The sequence below is a fragment of the Geofilum rubicundum JCM 15548 genome, assembly GCF_000974365.1.
Classification (GTDB): Bacteria; Bacteroidota; Bacteroidia; order Bacteroidales; family Marinilabiliaceae; genus Geofilum; species Geofilum rubicundum.
Window position 1 is genome coordinate 23,883 of record NZ_BAZW01000003.1, and the last position, 20,897, is coordinate 44,779.

Here is a 20,897-nt window from a genome sequence, read left to right on the forward strand (position 1 = left end):
ATGAATCAAGAAGACGCGAACAAAATCACATCTTACCTTTCGTTTCGACTGGGGGATGAGGTCTTTGCCCTGCATGTCAGCAAGGTGCACAAAATACTGGGAATGACTGAGATTACTGAAGTCCCACGTGCCCCGGCCTACATGAAGGGGGTCATTAACCTCAGAGGCAATGTGCTTCCGGTAGTAGATACACGTATCAAGTTTGGCATGACGCCGAGTGAAAAAAACAAGAGTACCAGCATTTTGGTTATAGAAACCAGCATTTCCGGTGAGTCCATTTTGTTGGGCATAATTGTAGATGCTGTTCAGGCTGTATTGAAAATAGAAGCGGAAGATTTGCTGCCACCACCAAGCATTGGAAAGCAATACCAGTCTGAATTTATTACCAACATGACCAAGGTTAAAGATAAATTTTACATCATTCTGGACATGGATGCGGTTTTTTCTTCAGACACGATGCTCAACATTAAGGAATTGGTGGATGCGCGAGAGAGCGTTACCAAAGACCATTAGAGTCCTTCCAAATAATTCATCTTTAGAGCAATATCCATTACGAAAATTGAACCCATTAAATTGATAAATATGAATTTCAAAGATTTAAAAATTGGTCAAAAAATCGTTGCCGGTTTTTCCGCCATCACAGTGATTGCCCTTATAGTAGGGGTGGTAGGTCTGGTGAGTTTACGCAATGTGAGTCAATCCTTTCATACGGTATCAGATGTCAATATGCCCAGTGTCAGGTATCTTTTGGACATGGAGGCGAACATAGAGCAATTAATGGTCAGTATGAGAACCATGTTGAATCCCAATTTAACCTCAGAGGGGCGTATGGCTGAGTTAAGCAGTGTAGCCGAAAGTCGGGCCGTCTATAACCATGCCATCGACCAGTTTAAGGAGCTGCCTCAGACCGATGAGGAGACCATTATCTGGAATTCTTTTCTGGAATCGGTGAGCGCCTGGCGCGCACTCAATGAGCAATTTGCCGCAGATGTGGATCGTTTAAACCGATTGGATATTCATTATCCCATGGAGTTTCTAAAAAATCTGGAGTTGTTTGAGAAGGATCATTACGCCTTACAGGTACGGGTGGCCAATGCTTTGCAGTCGGGCAACGCCTTTGAGGGCGGTGATGACCATACGGCCTGTAACCTGGGCGTATGGATCCCCACCCTAAATACCGGTAATGCCTCCATTAATACCACCATTGCCAATATGCGCGAACATCATAATACCTTTCACCGCTCGGTGCATGATATCATGGAACTGATAGAAAGGGGGAACACACAAGAGGCTCTGCGTATTTACAATGCGCAAATGCTTCCATCTGCCGATGAGGTGTTTAAGTATTTCAATCTATTGAATGAGCAGGCCGAAGAGGCCGTCGCTTTGTTTCAGAATATGGAGGAAGTGCAAATGAGGGATGCCCATGCCATGTTATTGGAAGTGCGTAAGCATATTGAGGCCATGGTGGAGATTAATTTATCAGGTGCCGATGCGGAAGTAGAAAGGGGGGACCAATTGGTCACTGCCAGTAATATTACCATGGTTTTGGCCATTCTGATTGGTATAGCTGTTGCTTTATTTCTAAGCTTGTTGATTTCCCGCGCCATTACCGTTGGGATTAACAAAGGTGTTGCTTTTGCCGAAGAGGTGGCTGGTGGCAACCTGACCATAGAAGTGGATAAAGGCTTGTTGAGTCAGAAGGATGAAATTGGTCAGTTGGCCCGATCGCTGCAGCAAATGGTGGAGCAACTGCGTGACATCATTGGGGATATCCTGGGAGGCGCAGATAATATTGCCGCTGCCAGTCAGGAAATGAGTGGTACCTCCCAGCAAATGTCGCAGGGCGCCAGTGAGCAGGCTTCATCGGCCGAGGAGGTTTCCTCTTCCATGGAAGAAATGGTGGCCAATATTCAGCAAAATACCGATAATGCCATGGAGACAGAGAAGATAGCGCTTCAGGCCGCCTCAGGTGTTAGGCGAGGCTCTCAAAGCACCGAAATTGCTGTGAAATCCATGAAAGAAATTGCCAAAAAAGTTTCCATTATTGGTGACATTGCCGACCAGACCAATATGTTGGCCCTCAATGCAGCGGTGGAAGCGGCCCGGGCCGGTGAACACGGTAAAGGTTTTGCTGTGGTCGCTGAGGAGGTACGTAAATTGGCCGAACGCAGTCAGATCGCTGCCCAGGAAATTGATGAATTGTCGGAAAGCGGTGTACGCGTTTCTGAAGAGGCCAGTCAGCAATTGGCCAGTATTGTACCCGAAATCGAAAAAACAGCTCAGCTGGTGCAGGAAATTGCTGCCGCTAGTATGGAGCAAAACACCGGTGCCGATCAAGTGAATAGTGCCATTCAGCAACTCAACCAGGTTATTCAGCAAAATGCGGCCGCCTCAGAAGAAATGGCTTCCAGTTCAGAGGAGTTGTCGGGACAAGCAGAGCAGATGAAAGAAGTGGTTTCTTACTTTAGCATCGAAACCAATAGGGGGCGTTTGCGTAAGAGTAGTAAGAATTCCGCGTCGAATTTAAAAAGTGTTAAGGTGGCCACCAAGTCAAAAGCGGACAGTGAGTCACCTGCCAAGGCGTCTAAAGGTCTGGATTTAAAGATGAATCTGGCAGATGCCAGTGATGAAGATTATCAACGGTTTTAATTAATTTAGGCAATAAAAACCTATTCAATGGCCTTGGCAACTTTTTAAAAGAATAGGTTTGAAAAGATACTGGTCAAAGGGTTTTCTTAAAAGCTATTTTACCGTAGTCCATAGCAGGGCATCACTCAGGTGATGCCCTGAAAGGCTAAAAAAAGGATACATATGGTGTTTGATGATATTCGCAATATTTATAAGGCAGAATTGTCGGATGATCAGTTTGATAAACTGGGCGCCTTCATCAACCGGGAGACAGGGATCAAAATGCCTCCGGCCAAGAAAGTCATGGTGCAGGCCCGGTTAAAAAAACGGCTGAAAGAGTTGGGCATTCCCACCTTTGAGGCTTATTTGCAGTATGTTTTTGGAAAGGATGGCATTGAGTCCGAGGTGGTTCATGTTTTTGATGCCATCAGTACCAATAAAACAGATTTTTTTCGCGAGCCGGTCCATTTTTCCTTTTTAAAGGAGCATGTGTTGCCTGAGTTTAAAGCTAAAAATAACAGCAGTACCTTAAAGGTTTGGAGTGCCGCCTGTTCCAGTGGCGAAGAGCCTTATACGCTGGCCATGAGTATCAGTGAGTTTTTGGGGGGCGGCAAGGATTTTGACTTCCGGATTCATGGGACGGATATTTCTACTTTAATTTTGAAGATGGCATTGAATGCGGTGTTCACCGAGGAGCGCCTGCGACCGGCGGTGCCGGAGTACCTGGTGCGAAAGTATTTTATGAAAAGTACCGATGCGGTAAAAAGGACGTACAGGGCAGTTCCTGAACTCAGGCAGAAAATGTCGTTCAGCCGGGTGAATTTCATGGATGAAAGCTATCCGCTTTCGGAGAAATTTGATGTGATTTTTTGTCGCAATGTCTTGATCTATTTTGACCGGAATGTACAGGAGGCGGTGGTTCAGAAAATTTGTCGTTATTTGAAGCCGGGCGGTTATTTTTTTCACGGACATTCGGAGTCTTTGATTGGGATGAATTTGCCGCTTAAAAATGTGCGGCCCACCGTTTTTCAAAAAATATAGATGCAGCTAAAGAAAAAAATAAAGGTTTTGGTGGTGGATGACTCTGCAGTTGTTCGTCAAACACTGGGGGCGATGATCAATGATGATCCGGTGCTGGAGCTAATGGCGACAGCTTCTGATCCTTATGTGGCAGCAAAAAAGATGCTCGATGAAATCCCGGATGTCATCACCCTGGATGTGGAAATGCCCAGGATGGATGGCCTCACTTTCTTGCGTCGCATCATGAACCAGCATCCCATTCCGGTAGTCATCATTTCAAGTCTGACCGAAAAAGGAACAGAAACGGCCATGAGGGCTCTTGAATACGGGGCGGTGGAAATCATTACCAAGCCGCAAATGGACACAAAGGCTTTTTTTCAGGAGTCATCCATACGCATTTGCGATGCCATTAAGGCGGCCGCTCATGCCCGCCTGAAGCGACGTGGACAGGCCTCTTCTGTGCCCATTAAGGTGGAGCCTAAATATTCGGCCGACGCCGTCCTTCCTTCCTTGAAGAGGGGGAGCAGTATGATAAAAACCACTGAGAAGGTCATTGCTGTGGGAGCCTCCACCGGGGGGACAGAGGCGCTGGCTCAGTTTTTGCATGCGCTGCCGCCTGATAGTCCGGGTATCGTCATTGTTCAGCACATGCCTGAGGGCTTTACCCGATCGTTTGCGGAGCGTTTGAACGGATTGTGTGCCATCAGTGTGAAGGAGGCAGAAAACAATGATACCGTCATTCGGGGGCGGGCGCTGATTGCGCCGGGTAATAAACATACCCTATTAAAAAGAAGTGGTGCCCGGTACTATGTGGAAGTCACCGATGGTCCTCTGGTCAACCGTCACCGCCCCAGTGTGGATGTGCTGTTTCGTTCAGTAGCCATGAATGCCGGCGCTAATGCGGTGGGCGTCATCATGACCGGCATGGGGTCCGATGGTGCCAAAGGACTTTTAGAAATGAAAAATGCCGGCGCCCATACCATTGCTCAGGATGAACAATCGTGTGTGGTATTCGGGATGCCCCATGAGGCCATCAAGCTGCAGGCCCATACGCAAATACTTTCCCTTGAATTGATTGCTGCTGCCGCTTTGAAGAAGTCGCACTAAAGGTCATTTTTACACAGGCCATCCCAGAAATGGCCTTTTCATTGCAGGCCATTCTATAAAATTGGTATCTTAGCGAGGCGGTTGCCTTATTCTTTGGGCAACGTGATTGTTTAATTGTTGACCATAAATTTGATAACATGAAACGAGCCATGAGAAAGAGTTCTCACACAGAGAGATGATTATCTGGCGAGTTCCATCTGATAAATAATAAACAAAAAATAAACAGATGAAATTTTTATTGACTATCTCCTTGACCATTTCTGTCATATTGACGGCTTTTACCGCTTGCCAGCAAAAACAACCCGAAACCATTTCGAATCCCATCATGGATGGGTATTATGCGGATCCCAGCATTGTTATTCATGAAGGGGTTTACTATATCTATGCCACCAAAGATCCATGGGGGGGTGAGGATTTGGCGCTTTTCAGCACCACCGATTTTAAGGAATTTACCTCACATACCCTTAACTGGCCGACCAAAGAGGCCTGTACCAGTCCCACCTCCCGTGAAGCCATGGTCTGGGCACCTTCTGTGATTAAGGGACTCGATGGCCGGTTTTACATGTACATTTCAGTAGGCAGCGAAATTTGGGCCGGGGAAAGCGATAGCCCTACCGGTCCGTGGCGCAACATCAAGGAAGATCAGTCGCCCCTTATTCATGGCGATTTATTCCCCGACTATCACATGATTGATGCCGAGGCCTTCATTGATGAGGATGGTCAGGCCTACCTTTATTGGGGGTCGGGTTGGAACTGGGTCAATGGCGCTTGTTTTGTGGCGAAACTGGCGCCGGACATGCATTCCTTTATGGAAGAGCCGGTGAATGTGACCCCTCCCGGATTTTTTGAGGCCGCCTTTATGTTGAAAAAGGACGGCACCTATTATTTGATGTACTCAGATGGCAAAGCCATTGAAGATTCCTACAAGGTTCGATATTCTAGCGGTGACACGCCTTACGGACCATGGGAGGAAGGAGAAAACAGTCCCATTTTGACCACCAATGAAGAGGAAAATGTGGAGGGTCCGGGCCATCATACGGTTTTTGAAAAAGACGGACAACACTATATTCTTTACCACAAAATTTTTCCGCAGGATAAAGACTATGTGCTGCGTCAGTTGTGTGTGGACAGCCTGAATTTTGATGCGGCCGGACATATTGAAAAGATTGATTTTAACGGAATTGTTTGGGAATAGCTCCAGACTTTGAACAAAGCGGACCACTTTCAAGTTAATTGATTGGTGTGAGATTCCCATTGTCAATTAACTTAACCGTATTTTATGAAAGTATATCAAATTAGTCTGGTCAACGCCATCCTTCTTATGGGTTTGGGCATTTGGGGCTATACGGCCTCAGACAGCCCCTCTGTAACGGCACTCATTCCCTTTGTTTTTGGCGTCCTTATTCTGGCGCTCAATCCCGGGGTGAAAAACGAGAAAAAAGGGCCTTCTCACCTGGCGGTTATTTTAACCCTTTTGGTGACGATCGGTCTGGTAATGCCCCTGACAGCCGCCATTGGAAGAGACGATATGGCCGCATTGATCCGGGTCGTGGTGATGATGCTCAGTTCCATTTTAGCCATTGTATGGTTTGTCAAAAGTTTTAGAGATATACGACGGGCGAGGAAGGAATTGTGATTTCTTAGAAGGTCAACCGACAAAAGTTTATTGTTGCGCATTGGATAACAAAAAAGCGGCTGATTCCCTTAAAGGAGCAGCCGCTCTGATTTTCAGGAGTGGTGTTATTACCTTTTAATTAATTTGATGGTTTCTTTTTCTCCTGCATTATTGCTTATGAGCAATAGGTACACCCCTTGTGGCAGGTGACTTCCTGGCACAAACAGCTGTCCCCTGACCGATGCCTGTTGCCAAACCGTTTGTCCCTGAGCAGAAATGAGCTGGAGTGTGCTGATTTGTGGCAGGTGTACATTAAATCCTTTATTAAACACTGTAGGGAAAACCTGGACAGCCGCCAGGCTTTGGTCCTGGGTGGATGTTGCCCCGCCATAGACATATTCTATCTTTTCTGTGGGAGAAAAGGCGCCGTCTTGCTGATCTCTGAAGGAGATGATGGTGGAGGTCCTCAGACTGCCATCATAGGTATTGTCGTAACTGTATTCCTCGTAGCTCATAACTATTTCTCCCATTAAGCTCGAATTGCGACTAACTACAGGATGGCCGTACATGTTCCATTCTTCAAATTCAATGCTTTCCATCATTATCTCCGCTTGCATATAGCGGGTAATGGATTCCTGTGTGGTGGCGGTTGTGTTTTCGATGACTTCATAAAGTTTTACCCATTCATAGCCACAGGGTTCTGAGGTCTTGGTCCACTCATAATCTGTCATGGAAGTATGGTTGGCGCCAACCACCATGATTTGTTTATCTCCCATCATAAAGAGGTCGCAGTTCTCATCGATACCTTCTTCGTAATCGAAATAATAAGAGGTCGTTACCACATCTCCATTTTCTTCTGTTACAGTTGAATAATGATCGTCGGTCACCCACTGCCCGGCTATCCAGTATTGGTGGGTATAATTGCCTTCCGGGTCATTTTCAAACTGCTCAAAATTTTCATAGTTGGCATCGTTGTTCAAGTCTCCATCCGGATCTATGATGTTCTGCTGGGTGGCAAAAAGCACCACCGTCGCATCATCAAAAGAAATGTTTCCCCAATCGTTCCAAACCAGATTGATGTATCTGCCCGTCAACTCATAGCCCGTGCCGTAATCCGTGTAAACCATGGCGCTGGAAGGGGCACCTGCCCCTTCATAAACGAATTCGAGACGCTCACATTCTGTGAAACCTTCTTCATAATAACAGAAGGCCATTTGTGTGAGTTGGTTGTCATTGTTATACGTGTAAGTATCTGTGTATTCTAACTTCCATTCACCATTCTCCCAATAGTACCCATTGACAGAAAGGGTTTGCCCCGCATTATTGGCAACGGATACATCCTTATAGCCGGAAGTCATCTCATAAGCCTCGAGTGTCGGATTGTACATCCAGCTCTCCCATTGGTCGGTGGTGGTATTTCCATCCGTGCTTTCCCAGGATAGCGACTTGCTGCCTCCGGTAATGGCCAGTGTGCCGTCCACCAGTTCCCAGATCTCGTAAATCCAGTTGTCGCCCGAAAGTGAAATTTCTTTCCTGTAGGTGGTCCAGGCAGCCTCTTCGCTGGCTCTTTGCTGGAACCATTTGGTCTCACTGTTTTCCAAGTCGTCATATTCCGTGATAATCCTTAATACCCCACTTATCATTTCAATTTCTCTGCCCTGGGCATCATAGAACAATTCCTGCTGGTAGGCCCAATCGTCGCCCGTCCAGTTATAATGTTTGGAGGATGTAGGATGCTGCGTCACAGTCGCATTTTTGAGTCGCACCGCTTTTTGGGCTTTTTTTATATTTAAAGGTTGGGCAGCGGGTAAAGTGCGCTCACGCACTTTCTTAAAAGAATTTTGGTTTTCACGATTCGTCAATTGTGCGGAGACTGCCGTTGATGCCATCATCAGACCGATGGCCAAAAATAGCGTGGAGAGATGTTTCATAATTTTTTGTTATTAGTTTTTATAAGAAAGGTGTGTTGTTAATATTCGGGTATAGATATCAGGGTAAAATTACAGCCGGAATGGTCGCAATAGCAAGCCAAAAAAGGTGAATATCTCTAAAAAGGACGCCTGATTTTATGAATGTTGCAAAAATAGGGTGCTAAGGACTTATTTTTATAGATAAAAGTGTAACTCTTTGGCCTCGATAAAAAGAAGCTGTATGGCATAAGCCAATTGACTTTTAGAAATGGTCAATTGCTTACATCAGGAGGTCTTCTCGTTTTTTGTGGAAGTTTAGTTAGTAAATTAGGATTGAATTATCCTTGTCTCCCGATAAGGCGCATGCTGTCTGGGCATCACAGCTCTATAATCAATTGGGTCTGTCACCGCTGGAGAATGTAGGGCAAGGTGAAAAAAAATGTGGAGCCTGTGCCCTCTTCGCTTTCAACCCAGATTTCACCACCAAGCATTTCTACATAGGCTTTAGAGATGGCCAGACCTAAACCTGCTCCCTGGTAGGCCTTTTTATCAAAAATGTCAGCTGGATAAAACGGTCAAAAATGGCTTTCTGTCTGTTTTTTGGAATCCCGATACCTGTATCTTTAATATGGAATTGCAAAGACTTGTCTTTCTCTACAAATTTATAACCCAACTCGATAGAGCCATCCGCCGTATATTTGATGGCATTTTTTACCAGGTTCGTCAGTATCGCATACACTTTTTCCCCATCCGTTTTGATGATTGCTTTCTCAGCAGGCAAGGGGCTTTTATATGAGAACGAAAGGCCTTTGGCTTCTGCTTCTGCTTTGAAGAAGCTGTCGATAAATTCAATTTGCTCATTAATATTCACGTCTCTTATATCAACTTTCATAAGACCGGATTCGATTTTAGAAATGTCGATAATGTCGTTGATGATATTGAGCATGCGAATGCCGCTTTTATTTATGATTTCAATATATTTTTGTTGCTGTTCTCCTGAAAGGTCAGGGTTCTTTAGTAAGTTGGCAAAGCCCAGAATGCCGTTCATTGGCGTGCGAATTTCATGCGACATGTTGGCCAGAAAAGCGGATTTTAGGTGATCACTTTCTTCTGCACGTTCTTTGGCTTTAATTAGCTCTGATTCAGTGTTTTTTAGTTTGGTGATGTCAAAGGATAAACCGGCAATAGCCGGTTTTCCGTTGGGTAAATTCAAATAGAACTTATAATCATGAAGCCAAGTGTTTTTACCATTGAGTTTGCAAAAATACTGAAGGTCACATTGTTTTTTTTTCGAACTTAAAATCTCTTTGTCCATCCTCTCAACCAACTCAGCAATGTGGGGCTCAAAAACTGTTTTGGCTGAACTGACTTTGTCATTTGGGCCCACACCGTTAACTTTATCCACCATTCTATTGCGATATAAATGGTTGAGATGCTCATCCTTTATATAGACATAGGCAGGTGTGTTTTCCATGAAGGTTTTAAATATCAACTCGCTATATTTTATTTTTTTCGTGGCAGCTCTGATTTTATAGCGAAGTAATCCTATAAATGTAAACAATGTTAAAACGACTAATAGGACTAAATAGATGGTGCTTTCCAGCCATTCCGGAAATACTTCAATTGCTCCAACATGTCCTTGAGACCATTTTTGTCGTGCCGTATTATAAACAGAATTCCTATCATGCTTCCAATCATGAAGATATTTGTTTAATATCGTTAGCAATTCTTGATTGGCACCTTTTTTTACGGTGAAATAGATATCAAAAGGATTAAAAATAATTCCGCTTGAAAGAAGTTCGTATTCTGCTGATTTTGGAGCCCCAAATGTGTTGTTAACAACGCCTGCATTTACTTTGTTACCCGAGATTAATTTGAATACTTCTTCAAAATCAGTTGTTTCTATAAATACACAGGTAATGGCTAATTTTTCAGTAAGCTGTTTTAAGTATTTGCCATTAAAGTCACTTTTCATGACTGCAATTGTTTTACCTTCCAAATCCAAAATTCCATTTATTTCAGATTTCTTATTTACATACACCTCGCTCCAAACAGTTAACAAGGGAGTGGCTGTGTAATCCATGTAATTAAGGCGTTCTTCAGTGATGGCAACACTTGTTAATAAATCTACTTCGCCGGTTTTGATTCGTTCAAGCCCTTCATCCCAGGAACCATATACAAAGACAAATTCTAAATTTTCTCTTTCGCCAATTTCTTTCAGCGCATCAACATAGAATCCTTTGACATCCCCATTCCTATCCTGAAAAATAGCTGGATAATAGTTAAAGGCACCTACTCTTATAATCTTCTGTGAATTAATAACTGTAAATATTGTAAAGCATAAGACGATAAGGCTAATTGATTTTTTGATCCAGGAATAGTTTGAGTTTTTTATTGTTGGATGGCTTGCCCTGATTCTTTTGGAGCTTGCATGATTCCTTTTAGGTAGCGCCGAGTGGTGTTTCATGGGTTTTTATTATGGTATACAGATGAGTTTGTATTATAAAGATAGAAAATAGAAAAGGATGATTGTTCTTTTGTTCGACTTATTGCGCTAATTTCTAATTTTTTTCTGATTAGTAGTAGACTTTTTCTCTTGTGTTTTGGCGAACCATAAATTTATAAATATCTTTGTTTCGTAAATTTACGAAATGAATGGAATGGAAGTAGTCAAAAAAGAGAAATATTATACGGATAACCAAGAGCGTATGGCTAAGTTGGCCAAGGCGCTTTCCAATCCGGTACGGGTTTATATATTGGATTTTTTGGCCAATAATCTGGACCGTTGTTGTTACAGTGGGGATATGGTAGATGATTTGCCCATCGCCCGTTCCACCCTTTCCGAGCATCTTAAGGAATTAAAAAAGGCTGGCCTGATACAGGGTGAAATCAATCCGCCCTACATCAAATATTGTATCAACCAAGCCAATTGGGATGAGGCGAAAGTGCTTTTTGGGAGCTTTTTTAATCGATAAAAAAATTTGCCTATAAAGTTCGGGTTTTCCCGAAATAAACATTAAACAGAAATTATTATGGAAATAAAAATTTTAGGAACGGGTTGTGCCAAGTGTAAGACACTTGAAAAAGTTACGCGTGAGGTGGTGGAGAAAAATGGTTTTGACGCCACGGTCACAAAAGTGGAAGACATCATGGATATTATGACCTATGGTGTAATGTCAACACCAGCCATTGTGGTCAATGAAAAAGTGGAGATCAAGGGTCGGGTGCCTTCTGCGGATGAAATCAAACAAGTATTGTCAAAATACAAATAACATAAACAACTAAAACATGGTTACAATGAAACAAGTATTTATGATGGGCATGGCTCTTTTTATGGTATTGGGGAGCTTTGCATGCAACGCACAGACTAATAATAAAGCAGAAGAAGCCAAGGTGAGCGATGGCGAGAAGGTTGAAGTGTATTATTTTCATTTTACCCGTCGCTGCATGACCTGTAATGCCGTGGAAAAAGAGACAAAAATCGCGCTTGAACAGTTATACCCCCAGCAGATGGAAGCCGGTAAGCTTACCTTTACAGAGGTGAATCTGGATGAGGAGGGGAGTAAGGCCATAGCCAAAAAAAGTCAGGCCTCTGGGCAGGGGCTGATTGTCCTCAAAGGTGACCAGAGAATTGATCTGACTTCACAAGGATTCATGAATGCCCGCAACCCGGAGAAATTACAGCAGGAGATAAAGAAGGCCATTGATCCTTTATTGGCCAGCAAATAGTCCTGGACCTTGTCTTTTCCCGGACTGATTTTTCTTTCTAAAATTAACTACCGTTGTTTATATGGAGTTGTTACAAAGTGTTTTAGAGAATTCTGATTATGCTTTTGTGACGGCATTGGTATTGGGGCTGATGACTGCCATCAGCCCTTGTCCTTTGGCCACAAATATTTCGGCCATTGGGTTCATCAGTCGTGACATTGAGAACAGAAGAAAAGTGTTTATCAGTGGTTTGGTCTATACTTTAGGCCGCGTGATTAGTTATACGCTCCTGGCCGTCATCCTCTTTTTCGGCGCCAATGAAATGAACATAGCCATGTTGTTTCAGGGCTGGGGAGAACGGGTACTGGGACCGCTGCTGATCATTATCGGGCTTTTTATGCTGGATGTCCTGAAAATTAAGTTTCCCGGAATGTCGGGACTGACCGAGAGAATCGGTGAAAAAGGTAAAGGTAGTTACTGGAGTACCCTATTGCTTGGGATGGTTTTTGCCCTGGCTTTTTGTCCTTACAGTGGTGTACTTTATTTTGCCATGTTGATACCTATAACCATTAGCAGTGTCAGTGGACTCTATTTGCCGGTGATCTATGCTATTGCCACTGGCTTGCCGGTGGTCATTTTTGCCTGGTTGCTGGCCTATGCGGTTGGTAATGTGGGCAAATTGTATAACCACATTAAGATTTTCGAAATTTGGTTCAGACGTTTTGTAGCGGTTCTGTTTATTGGGGTGGGTGTCTATTATACCTTTATCTTTTTCTTCTAAAAAATTTGAATCATCATTTCGAATAAACCCGAAATGTTGTCGTTAATCATTCTGATTATGGAACTAAAGAAAGAATTAAAAATCCTGTTTTGGATCGTTGTTGTGTTTTTGGGAGTATTTTACATGCCCGTTAATAGTCCGGTTTTCAATACCGCCATTGATGCGACGCTCGACTTGTCCAAATGGTATGCCCGTGAGCATGTGATCCTGTGTCTCCTGCCTGCCTTTATAATAGCCGGGGTTATCTCGGTTTTTGTGAGCCAGGGGGCCGTGATAAAATACTTTGGTGCCAAAGCCAAAAGGTGGGTGGCCTATACGGTAGCAGCCGTTTCAGGCACCATTTTGGCCGTGTGTTCGTGTACCATATTGCCCTTGTTTTCAAGTATTCATAAGCGTGGTGCCGGACTAGGGCCCGCAGTAGCCTTTTTGTATTCCGGTCCCGCTATCAATATTTTGGCCATTATTTTAACGGCACGTATATTGGGTTTTGAAATGGGGGTGGCCCGTATTATTGGCGCGGTGGTCTTCAGCGTGGTGATTGGCTTAACCATGGCATTTATTTATCGCAAAGAGGAAAGGTTGAAAGCTGCTGAACAGCTCAACTTTCCGGATGTGCCGGAAAACCGGCCCTTGTGGCAGACGGCCATTCATTTTTTCTCGCTGGTATTCATTCTGATTTTTGCCAACTGGGGTGCTCCGGGCGATGGTGATACGTCCAGTGTCTGGTATTATATCTGGGCCTACAAATGGCACATTACCGGGGCGTTCGGACTGGTTCTGGTTTATTCCATGATCGTCATTTTAAAACTGAAAAGCTGGCAAGTGCTCCTGGGAGCGGTTATTACCGCCTTAAGTGCTTTGTTAATTGCCAATCCGCTGGTGAGTATGGTGGTAGGGATCGCGGCTGTCAGCTCCATTGCCTTAATGGATAAATCAGAAGATGGTGAAAACAGAGAATGGATCATTTCCAGCTGGGGTTTTACCAAACAAATAATGCCGCTTTTGGCCATTGGGGTAGTCATAGCCGGTTTCTTGCTGGGATCCACCCATGATGATGTTTCCATTCCCGGCATAGTCCCCAACGAGTGGGTCGTCTGGGCTGTGGGTGGTAATTCATTGCTTTCTAATGTGCTGGCTTCTATTGTTGGCGCTTTTATGTATTTTGCCACACTGACAGAGGTGCCTATTATTCAGGGGTTGTTGGCTTCCGGTATGGGTAAAGGTCCCGCTTTGGCCCTTTTACTGGCTGGCCCATCTCTGTCGCTGCCCAACATGCTGGTGATTCGTGGTGTCATGGGTACCCAGAAGACGGCTGTTTATGTAGCTATTGTGGTGGTGTTATCGACCCTGGCCGGACTCTTGTTTGGTTCAATTTAATGGAGGGGCTTTTAGTGTTATGTCAATGTTAAGTTTTTCTTAATTTTTTTGGTTGGATGTAAAGGTGCTGTAAAGAATTGTATTTTCGCAGTCGAATTATTCTTGAATTTTAAATTCTTGGGTATGTTCGGCTGTTACTGTAATGTAATATTGGATCGGGTTTTGGTTGTTTAAACGGATGATGTAAGTCCCTTCTTTTATTTTAAGTGTTACCGGTATGTCTAATACTGAACCTACTTTTATAAGTGGATTTTTGTCGATGTCAAATAAGCTGTAACCGACAAAGGACTTTTTCAAAGTGCCGTCAGCGAAGATCTCCGAATGTGGGGTGATAATGGTGAGGTTTTTCAAGGCCTGCTTATGGATCAAAACAGAATCAACGGCAGAAGTACTATCACTATTGGCTGCAATGCCAAGAGGTTTGATTAGCGCTAAGGCGAGAATGGGAACAATTAGAAATATCGATTTTATTGCATTCTATTTAGAATATTATATACATTTCAAATATATAAATGGGACATTACCCAAGGATTAAGCCAGAGTTAATCCTTGTTTATTAATTGAGGATATTCTGGCGATTTAGATGAAATTTTTTACACACAGGAAAAATTGAACCCATGAAGAGTAATTTCTTATTAATCGTGCTTTTGTTGCTTGGTTGTACCCTGCGAGCTCAGGTTGAAGAACAACCAGCCGGGAAGATCAGCGGAACCTTTTTTGTAGACTACTACTACAATGCCTTGAGAGATGACAACTTTGGAGCGCTGAGTAATACTGCTCTGGACGGAGAAGAAGGAGTTAATGGTCTGCAAATCAGGCGGATTTATTTGTCCTATGACTATCGGTTTAACTCCAGTTTAAAAACCAGGCTGCGTTTGGAATCTGATGAGTCCAATTTTACCACTAATATGGGTGGTGACAAGGCCAACAAATTCACGATGTTTATCAAAGATGCCTACCTCGACTGGGGGTATGCTGATGGACACAATCTTATTGTCGGTATTCAGCCCACTCCCGCTTTTAGCGCCTCTGAAAGCAACTGGGGCAACCGGTATATTGAGAAAACCATCATGGATTTACGCAAAGTGGTTCCTTCTCGTGACCTGGCACTTTCTCTCAAAGGTAAAATCGATGGGGATGGGATGTTTAAGTATTGGTTCATGTATGGAAACAATGGTGCAGGAAGTCCCGAGCAAGATAAATATAAGCGGTATTTTGCCCACCTGGAAGTCCTTCCTCTGGCCAATTTCAATTTTACGATTTATGGTGATTATCAATCCCGGGCGTCGATTGACAACACTTTTGTCGCCGATGAAACCTTGTCCAATAATATTTTGACTTCCGCCGTTTATGCCGGCTACAAAATGAAAGATAAGTTTTCTGCAGGGGCAGAAGTTTTTTTCAGAACGGTTCAAAATGGCTATCAGATGGGAGATGATTATACAGACAGCAAAGGCTTTGGCCTTTCTGTTTTTGGGACCTATCATTTTACTCAAAAGATAAATGCCTTTGGTCGCTTCGATCATTTCGAACCCAATTCACATGCCGACGCAACCAATGACAAGCGCCAGTTGATCATTGGCGGGTTGGCCTACAGGCCTAATAGTAAGCTGTCGATTTCACCCAATTTTTTAGTAGAGACTTACGAAGGATCTGATGCGGACGAGGTGGATAGTTCTGTAACTGCCCGATTAACTGCCAGCTGGTCTTTCTAGTTAGGTATTAGTTGCGATTTAATAATTATTTAATTTTAAGGAAAGCTTTAGGATACACTGAGATTGTAATTTACGGTAAAAGGCAAGGGCGCCGGAAACGTAAATGATGATCTTATGAGATATTCCAAAAAATCAGTGTCACAAGAAAAGTGGACAGTAGCCATCAAAGAAACGGTTGCCAGTTTTTTGTTTGTTCTTCTCTATTTCTTGTTGATTAACCCCGTAGCAGAGCAAAACGGCTTTTCTCAAATGTGGCTTGGGGCTTGATTTATACGTTTGTGTTTTTCGCCTTGGTCTGGTACTATCAGCCAAGCGCGAATATTCATGTCTTACCTGTTATTTCTTTTATCAAGGCGCTTCATCAAAAAACGTTTCGGTGCTTTTGGTTAAGGGCTAGCGGTCAGGTGGCCGGGGCTTTTGGTGCTGCTTTTATGGTCTTTTATACACGCCTAGGCAGCTCTAATGATGTTGCATTGATGCCTTTAGATCCATTTTTAACGGGATTGTTTTCAGGTGTTGTGGCCCAGGGAATTTACTTCCTGTATGTTTTTTTGATACATCGCAAAGCTAAGTTTCCCATTTTTCGCGTCTTTTTGTTTTCTATTGGGCTGGGCATTCTTTATTTGGCAGCTAATTTTTTTCACGGGATAAGCTTGTTTAATCCCTTTGGCTTATTGCTTGATTCTCTGCTTGCTTCTCAGACAGGGAACCTTTGGGGCTTGCTGACCGGCCTTTTTGTTCATGCTCTGGTTCCTATACTTTTTATTACCGGTACGCATTATTTTGTGACCTTTTTTTTAAGAAGAAGGTCATGGTCAAAATCTTTCCAACATTAAACCATTGGTTTAGGATTGTTGGTTCAATCTTGAGAAGTTAGGCCATGCCTAAAATGAACCAGTTTGTGATTCCTTTGTTTGGGTTACAGTGACCTAAAGTATTTTGAAAGGCACTGAAGAATCTCGAAGAAATGGAATGAATAAATGAAAACAATAGAGATGCAAAGAAAGAAACTTAGATTAGGATGGACTACCGGTATTTTAAGTCTGGTGTTTTTGGGCTTAATTTCCTGTGGTACTGCTCAGAAAGACAGCAAACAGACAGAAGCAGCACCTGTAACAGAACAGACCCCGGAAGAACCGATGGATGTTGAACAGGACACAGCCACCTTACAGTCTTTAGTTGAAGAAACCGAGCCCATTAAGCTCAATCCGCCGCATGGGGAGCCCGGTCACCGCTGCGAGATACCTGTTGGCAGTCCCTTAAATGCCCCTGCCGGAGTAGAGGAAGCCACCAGAATCAATACTTCCCCACCTCCTGCTACCAGAAGCGAAGCAGGCAGCAATCTGGGTTCCATGGCCCCCACCGTAGAAAATGCCCAACGATTAAACGCCACTCAGGGAAGCCGGACAACCACACCTGCTACCGGCGAAAAACCAAAGACCAATCCGGCGCATGGCCAGCCTGGCACCGTTGTGACATTGCCGTGGGAGCGCCGCTTCCTTAAGCATGACAAAATTGAATTAAGAAGCCAGCCTTAATTACTGCAATCAGCAGTGATTAAGGCTGGCTTTTTTGTGAAGGTGCGCTGTGGAGTTTCCTTGCCAGCATAGCTACTAATGGTTCAAAAGTACACTTTAGGCTTCATCAGTTATTGTCAGAAAGAAGTTCCAAAAGAATAAAAACGGAATCAAACAAATCCTGAATTTTATTTTTTTTGTGATTATATCCATAAATTTCGTGTTGTAAATGATTCTCTTTCTGCGGATTAGGTCGGTGTGCATCAAATTTGATAGCATGTGCAACATATTTGGCCTTTGTTTTTTTAACATCAGATTACATTTGTTGACGTGATTTATGTCAGTCCATTAATGTTTCATCAAATTCGATTACAACTATGAATGAAATTTTGAAAAATCTAAAACGAAGTTGGATGGCAGCTTTGCTGTTGTTGCTACCAGTAATTGGGTACGCTCAGATTCAATCCGTCTCTGGAATAGTAACTGAAAGTGACGGGGTATCTCCTCTTCCGGGTGTTACAATAATTGAAAAGGGAACTACCAATGGGGTTATTACCAATATGGATGGGGAGTATGTGATTGACCTGCAGGGAACTGATGCCGTCCTGGTTTTTTCTATGATTGGAATGGATGATCAGGAGCACGAGATTACCAGCAGTGTGTTGAATGTGTCATTGGAATCCTCTCTTTTAGAGTTGGAACAGGTTGTTGTGACGGGTTATTCATCGCAGCGAAAGGCTGATTTGACTGGTGCAGTTTCAGTGGTTAAGGTCGATGACATGATGAAGTCGCCTGACAACAATCCAATGAAGGCCTTGCAAGGAAGAGTGGCGGGTATGATGGTGACATCAGACGGTAGTCCCAAAGGCAACGCCACCATTCGAATAAGAGGGATCGGAACCCTGAATAACAATGATCCGCTCTATATCATTGATGGGGTACCCACCAAATCCGGCATGCATGAGTTGAACAGCAATGACATTGAGAGCATACAGGTTTTACGTGATGCTTCAGCTGCCAGTATTTACGGATCAAGAGCAGCGAATGGTGTTATTATTGTGACGACCAAAAGGGGAGAGGATGGTCAAACACGGGTGAACTTCGATACGTACTTAACTTCTTCCTGGTACAATAATAAAATGGAAGTTCTTAATACAGAACAGTACGGTCAAGCCATGTGGCAGGCTTATGTAAATGGCGGAGCAAATCCCAATAGTAATAACATCGGCTATAGTTTTGATTGGGGATATGATGAAGCCGGAGAGCCGGTATTGGATAAAATTCTCTTGCCCGAGTATCTGGATGCAGCCCGAACCATGCGTCCTTCCAATACGGATTGGTTTGATGCTGTTACCAGACAGAGTTTGATGCAATCTTATAACCTGTCGTTGAGTAACGGAACCGACAATGGCAATTATTTCTTTTCTTTGGGTTATCTGGATAGTGAGGGTATTATCAAAAACAGTGATTTTAGCAGGATTTCTGTCCGGATGAACTCCGATTATTCTTTATTGGACGGAAAACTGACCATTGGTGAAAATTTCACCCTTAATATGACAGAGGAGTTGGAAGCGCCGGGTGGCATTCTTAACACCGCTTTGCAAGCCCTTCCTGTGGTTCCCGTTTATACAGAAGATGGCCAGTGGGGTGGTCCTGCAGGCGGAATGAATGACCGCCATAATCCTGTTCGATTGCTGGATGCCAACAAAGATAACCGCTATAGGTATTGGAGAACTTTTGGTAATGTGTTTGCCAATTTGGAACCCGTTAAAGGATTAAATATCCGGTCAAGTTTTGGAATTGATTATGGTAATTTTTACAAGCGCAACCTTACGCGCAGCTATCAGTCGGGTTACCTCAAAAATGACTTGTCGGCCGTTAGTATGGAGCAAGGACATTCGCTAAAATGGACCTGGAGTAACACGGCGAACTATAAGTTTGATATAGGCCAGAGTAGCTTCGATGTTTTAGGAGGTATCGAGCATTTCCGTGAGGATAATATCAATTTTTCGGCCTACAAAGAAGATTATGAATTGGAGAGTGCAGATTTTATGTGGCCGGATGTAGGGACTGGCAGGACCAATGCCACCGGGGCATCCACTGGTTACACCTTGCTTTCCTATTTTGGTAAGGTGAATTATGATTACGATTCGCGCTATTTGGCATCTGCCACCATCCGTTATGATGGCTCGTCGAGGTTTGGCAAGAATAACCGTTTCGGTACCTTCCCCGCTTTTTCATTGGGTTGGAGAATTAGTCAGGAAGCTTTTATGGAAGACCTGAGTGGGGTGTTTTCTGATCTGAAGTTGCGTTATGGATGGGGGCAGACCGGTAATCAGGAAATAAGCAATACCGCTATTTACAACATTTTTGTTCCTGACTATGGCGTGGCTGACCCTACCTGGTCTACAGTAAGAGGCACCGCCTACGATATTGATGGCAATGGTGGAGGGATGTTGCCATCCGGATTCCGATTGGTTCAGAGAGGTAATGATGATTTGAAGTGGGAGACCACCACGCAAAGCAATTTCGGGTTAGATTTTGGACTCTTCCAACAAGCTGTATACGGATCTTTGGAATATTTCATAAAAGAGACGGATGACATTTTAGTGATGCCTCCATATCTGGCTGCTATTGGAGAAGGTGGTAACCGGTGGTTGAATGGAGCCTCAATGGAAAATAAAGGTTTTGAATCAAGCCTGGGTTATCGGAAATCTACTTCTGGAGGATTTAGCTATGATATTACGGCCAACATTTCATCCTATAGAAATAAAGTGACGCATTTGCCTGAAGATGTGCAAAATGCTTATGGTGGTGATGGTGATCAGGACAATATTTTAGGACGTCCATTGGGATCAATGTATGGTTATGTGGCTGACGGGATTTTCAAAACAACTGATGAAGTCAACCAGCACGCTCTGCAAGATGGAAAGGGCCTGGGGCGCATTCGTTATAAAGATTTAGATGGAGATGGCGGAATAACCAGCGACGACAGGGCCTGGATTGGCTCCCCACATCCTGATTTTATTTGGGGTTTGAATATCAATCTGGAATATAAGAATTTCGATTTGAGTGTTTTCTTACAGGGTGTTCAGAATATTGATGCGAATGTGCACGCTATGAAAGGAAACACGGACTTCTGGAGTGTTTGGGAAACGGGCTCAAACAAAGGAACACGGTTGTTGGATGCCTGGAGTCCTTCCAATCCCGACTCTGATATTCCGGCGCTTCAATCGACTGATATCAACTGGGAACAACGTTTTTCGACTTACTATGTAGAAAACATTTCTTACCTGAAGTTGAGAAATGTGCAGTTGGGCTATTCTCTGCCAAGAGAATTGTCGCAACGCATCAAAATGGAGCGTATGCGTTTTTATGTGACCGGGCAAAATCTGCTGACAATTACCAGTAAGAATTTTACGGGTGTTGATCCGGAAACCCCCGGATTTGGTTATCCCATCCCGGCTTCCTTTACACTAGGACTCAATGTGTCGTTTTAATATCAATACATTAATT

Annotated in this window: 20 protein-coding genes; 16 read left to right on the forward strand and 4 right to left on the reverse strand. The window is 43.7% G+C overall.

Annotated elements, in window-relative coordinates:
* The 6 genes from JCM15548_RS02290 (at window position 1) to JCM15548_RS02315 (ending at window position 6,394) form a co-directional block, all read left to right on the forward strand.
* Window positions 1-513: a chemotaxis protein CheW gene (locus JCM15548_RS02290; RefSeq protein ID WP_062122264.1), complete on the forward strand. Its 513-nt coding sequence runs from the start codon at window positions 1-3 to the stop codon at window positions 511-513.
* Window positions 514-582: 69 nt separating this feature from the next.
* The gene (locus JCM15548_RS02295; RefSeq protein ID WP_062122265.1) at window positions 583-2,652 is read left to right on the forward strand and encodes a methyl-accepting chemotaxis protein; all 2,070 of its coding nucleotides are present in this window, start codon (window positions 583-585) and stop codon (window positions 2,650-2,652) included.
* 162 nt (window positions 2,653-2,814) lie between these two features.
* On the forward strand, window positions 2,815-3,672 hold the full coding sequence (locus JCM15548_RS02300; protein WP_062122266.1) for a CheR family methyltransferase: 858 nt from the start codon (window positions 2,815-2,817) through the stop codon (window positions 3,670-3,672).
* Window positions 3,673-4,758, forward strand: a complete 1,086-nt coding sequence (locus JCM15548_RS02305; protein WP_062122267.1) for a protein-glutamate methylesterase/protein-glutamine glutaminase — start codon at window positions 3,673-3,675, stop codon at window positions 4,756-4,758.
* A 226-nt stretch (window positions 4,759-4,984) separates the two neighbouring features.
* Entirely contained in the window at window positions 4,985-5,953 is a 969-nt protein-coding gene (locus JCM15548_RS02310) for a family 43 glycosylhydrolase (protein WP_062122268.1), read from the forward strand.
* Between the two features lie 84 nt (window positions 5,954-6,037).
* Window positions 6,038-6,394: a hypothetical protein gene (locus JCM15548_RS02315; RefSeq protein ID WP_062122269.1), complete on the forward strand. Its 357-nt coding sequence runs from the start codon at window positions 6,038-6,040 to the stop codon at window positions 6,392-6,394.
* 107 nt (window positions 6,395-6,501) lie between these two features.
* Here the strand turns inward: JCM15548_RS02315 and JCM15548_RS02320 are convergent, their stop codons facing one another.
* The 3 genes from JCM15548_RS02320 to JCM15548_RS24950 all read right to left on the reverse strand — a co-directional run bounded on the left by JCM15548_RS02320 (window position 6,502) and on the right by JCM15548_RS24950 (window position 10,750).
* Entirely contained in the window at window positions 6,502-8,304 is a 1,803-nt protein-coding gene (locus tag JCM15548_RS02320) for a T9SS type A sorting domain-containing protein (RefSeq protein ID WP_062122270.1), read from the reverse strand.
* A 383-nt stretch (window positions 8,305-8,687) separates the two neighbouring features.
* Window positions 8,688-8,774 (reverse strand): hypothetical protein, encoded by an 87-nt coding sequence (locus tag JCM15548_RS26085; RefSeq protein ID WP_369403669.1) that lies wholly within the window; start codon window positions 8,772-8,774, stop codon window positions 8,688-8,690.
* A 29-nt stretch (window positions 8,775-8,803) separates the two neighbouring features.
* On the reverse strand, window positions 8,804-10,750 hold the full coding sequence (locus tag JCM15548_RS24950) for a sensor histidine kinase (RefSeq protein WP_062122271.1): 1,947 nt from the start codon (window positions 10,748-10,750) through the stop codon (window positions 8,804-8,806).
* Window positions 10,751-10,943: 193 nt separating this feature from the next.
* Here JCM15548_RS24950 and JCM15548_RS02330 point away from each other — a divergent pair, with 193 nt between their 5' ends.
* The 5 genes from JCM15548_RS02330 to JCM15548_RS02350 all read left to right on the forward strand — a co-directional run bounded on the left by JCM15548_RS02330 (window position 10,944) and on the right by JCM15548_RS02350 (window position 14,149).
* Entirely contained in the window at window positions 10,944-11,258 is a 315-nt protein-coding gene (locus JCM15548_RS02330; protein WP_062122413.1) for an ArsR/SmtB family transcription factor, read from the forward strand.
* Between the two features lie 57 nt (window positions 11,259-11,315).
* The gene (locus JCM15548_RS02335; RefSeq protein ID WP_062122272.1) at window positions 11,316-11,555 is read left to right on the forward strand and encodes a thioredoxin family protein; all 240 of its coding nucleotides are present in this window, start codon (window positions 11,316-11,318) and stop codon (window positions 11,553-11,555) included.
* 25 nt (window positions 11,556-11,580) lie between these two features.
* Entirely contained in the window at window positions 11,581-12,012 is a 432-nt protein-coding gene (locus tag JCM15548_RS02340) for a nitrophenyl compound nitroreductase subunit ArsF family protein (RefSeq protein ID WP_062122273.1), read from the forward strand.
* Between the two features lie 61 nt (window positions 12,013-12,073).
* Entirely contained in the window at window positions 12,074-12,772 is a 699-nt protein-coding gene (locus tag JCM15548_RS02345) for an aromatic aminobenezylarsenical efflux permease ArsG family transporter (protein WP_062122274.1), read from the forward strand.
* Between the two features lie 57 nt (window positions 12,773-12,829).
* Entirely contained in the window at window positions 12,830-14,149 is a 1,320-nt protein-coding gene (locus tag JCM15548_RS02350; protein WP_062122414.1) for a permease, read from the forward strand.
* Window positions 14,150-14,245: 96 nt separating this feature from the next.
* Here JCM15548_RS02350 and JCM15548_RS02355 read toward each other — a convergent pair whose 3' ends face one another.
* Complete coding sequence (locus tag JCM15548_RS02355) at window positions 14,246-14,500, reverse strand: hypothetical protein (RefSeq protein ID WP_157482339.1); 255 nt, start codon at window positions 14,498-14,500, stop codon at window positions 14,246-14,248.
* 266 nt (window positions 14,501-14,766) lie between these two features.
* On the opposite strand from JCM15548_RS02355, the gene JCM15548_RS02360 reads away from it, so the two are divergent.
* The 5 genes from JCM15548_RS02360 to JCM15548_RS02375 all read left to right on the forward strand — a co-directional run bounded on the left by JCM15548_RS02360 (window position 14,767) and on the right by JCM15548_RS02375 (window position 20,881).
* On the forward strand, window positions 14,767-15,864 hold the full coding sequence (locus tag JCM15548_RS02360; RefSeq protein WP_062122276.1) for a hypothetical protein: 1,098 nt from the start codon (window positions 14,767-14,769) through the stop codon (window positions 15,862-15,864).
* 114 nt (window positions 15,865-15,978) lie between these two features.
* Window positions 15,979-16,131, forward strand: a complete 153-nt coding sequence (locus JCM15548_RS21455; protein ID WP_157482342.1) for a hypothetical protein — start codon at window positions 15,979-15,981, stop codon at window positions 16,129-16,131.
* Window positions 16,116-16,700 (forward strand): hypothetical protein, encoded by a 585-nt coding sequence (locus JCM15548_RS02365; RefSeq protein ID WP_157482344.1) that lies wholly within the window; start codon window positions 16,116-16,118, stop codon window positions 16,698-16,700. Before JCM15548_RS21455 ends, JCM15548_RS02365 begins: the two co-directional genes overlap by 16 nt.
* 159 nt (window positions 16,701-16,859) lie before the next feature.
* Entirely contained in the window at window positions 16,860-17,402 is a 543-nt protein-coding gene (locus tag JCM15548_RS02370; protein WP_062122278.1) for a hypothetical protein, read from the forward strand.
* Between the two features lie 392 nt (window positions 17,403-17,794).
* Window positions 17,795-20,881, forward strand: coding sequence for a SusC/RagA family TonB-linked outer membrane protein (locus tag JCM15548_RS02375; RefSeq protein WP_227625359.1), 3,087 nt, complete (start codon window positions 17,795-17,797; stop codon window positions 20,879-20,881).
* The last annotated feature ends 16 nt before the right edge of the window (window positions 20,882-20,897 follow it).

Excerpts from the sequence above, each read along its gene's own strand:
- JCM15548_RS02290 (WP_062122264.1), top strand. The coding sequence starts at position 1 with ATGAATCAAGAAGACGCGAACAAAATCACATCTTACCTTTCGTTTCGA.
- JCM15548_RS02295 (WP_062122265.1), top strand. The coding sequence starts at position 583 with ATGAATTTCAAAGATTTAAAAATTGGTCAAAAAATCGTTGCCGGTTTT.
- JCM15548_RS02300 (WP_062122266.1), top strand. The coding sequence starts at position 2,815 with ATGGTGTTTGATGATATTCGCAATATTTATAAGGCAGAATTGTCGGAT.
- JCM15548_RS02305 (WP_062122267.1), top strand. The coding sequence starts at position 3,673 with ATGCAGCTAAAGAAAAAAATAAAGGTTTTGGTGGTGGATGACTCTGCA.
- JCM15548_RS02310 (WP_062122268.1), top strand. The coding sequence starts at position 4,985 with ATGAAATTTTTATTGACTATCTCCTTGACCATTTCTGTCATATTGACG.
- JCM15548_RS02315 (WP_062122269.1), top strand. The coding sequence starts at position 6,038 with ATGAAAGTATATCAAATTAGTCTGGTCAACGCCATCCTTCTTATGGGT.
- JCM15548_RS02320 (WP_062122270.1), bottom strand. The coding sequence starts at position 8,304 with ATGAAACATCTCTCCACGCTATTTTTGGCCATCGGTCTGATGATGGCA.
- JCM15548_RS26085 (WP_369403669.1), bottom strand. The coding sequence starts at position 8,774 with ATGCTTGGTGGTGAAATCTGGGTTGAAAGCGAAGAGGGCACAGGCTCC.
- JCM15548_RS24950 (WP_062122271.1), bottom strand. The coding sequence starts at position 10,750 with ATGAAACACCACTCGGCGCTACCTAAAAGGAATCATGCAAGCTCCAAA.
- JCM15548_RS02330 (WP_062122413.1), top strand. The coding sequence starts at position 10,944 with ATGGAAGTAGTCAAAAAAGAGAAATATTATACGGATAACCAAGAGCGT.
- JCM15548_RS02335 (WP_062122272.1), top strand. The coding sequence starts at position 11,316 with ATGGAAATAAAAATTTTAGGAACGGGTTGTGCCAAGTGTAAGACACTT.
- JCM15548_RS02340 (WP_062122273.1), top strand. The coding sequence starts at position 11,581 with ATGAAACAAGTATTTATGATGGGCATGGCTCTTTTTATGGTATTGGGG.
- JCM15548_RS02345 (WP_062122274.1), top strand. The coding sequence starts at position 12,074 with ATGGAGTTGTTACAAAGTGTTTTAGAGAATTCTGATTATGCTTTTGTG.
- JCM15548_RS02350 (WP_062122414.1), top strand. The coding sequence starts at position 12,830 with ATGGAACTAAAGAAAGAATTAAAAATCCTGTTTTGGATCGTTGTTGTG.
- JCM15548_RS02360 (WP_062122276.1), top strand. The coding sequence starts at position 14,767 with ATGAAGAGTAATTTCTTATTAATCGTGCTTTTGTTGCTTGGTTGTACC.
- JCM15548_RS21455 (WP_157482342.1), top strand. The coding sequence starts at position 15,979 with ATGAGATATTCCAAAAAATCAGTGTCACAAGAAAAGTGGACAGTAGCC.
- JCM15548_RS02370 (WP_062122278.1), top strand. The coding sequence starts at position 16,860 with ATGCAAAGAAAGAAACTTAGATTAGGATGGACTACCGGTATTTTAAGT.
- JCM15548_RS02375 (WP_227625359.1), top strand. The coding sequence starts at position 17,795 with ATGGCAGCTTTGCTGTTGTTGCTACCAGTAATTGGGTACGCTCAGATT.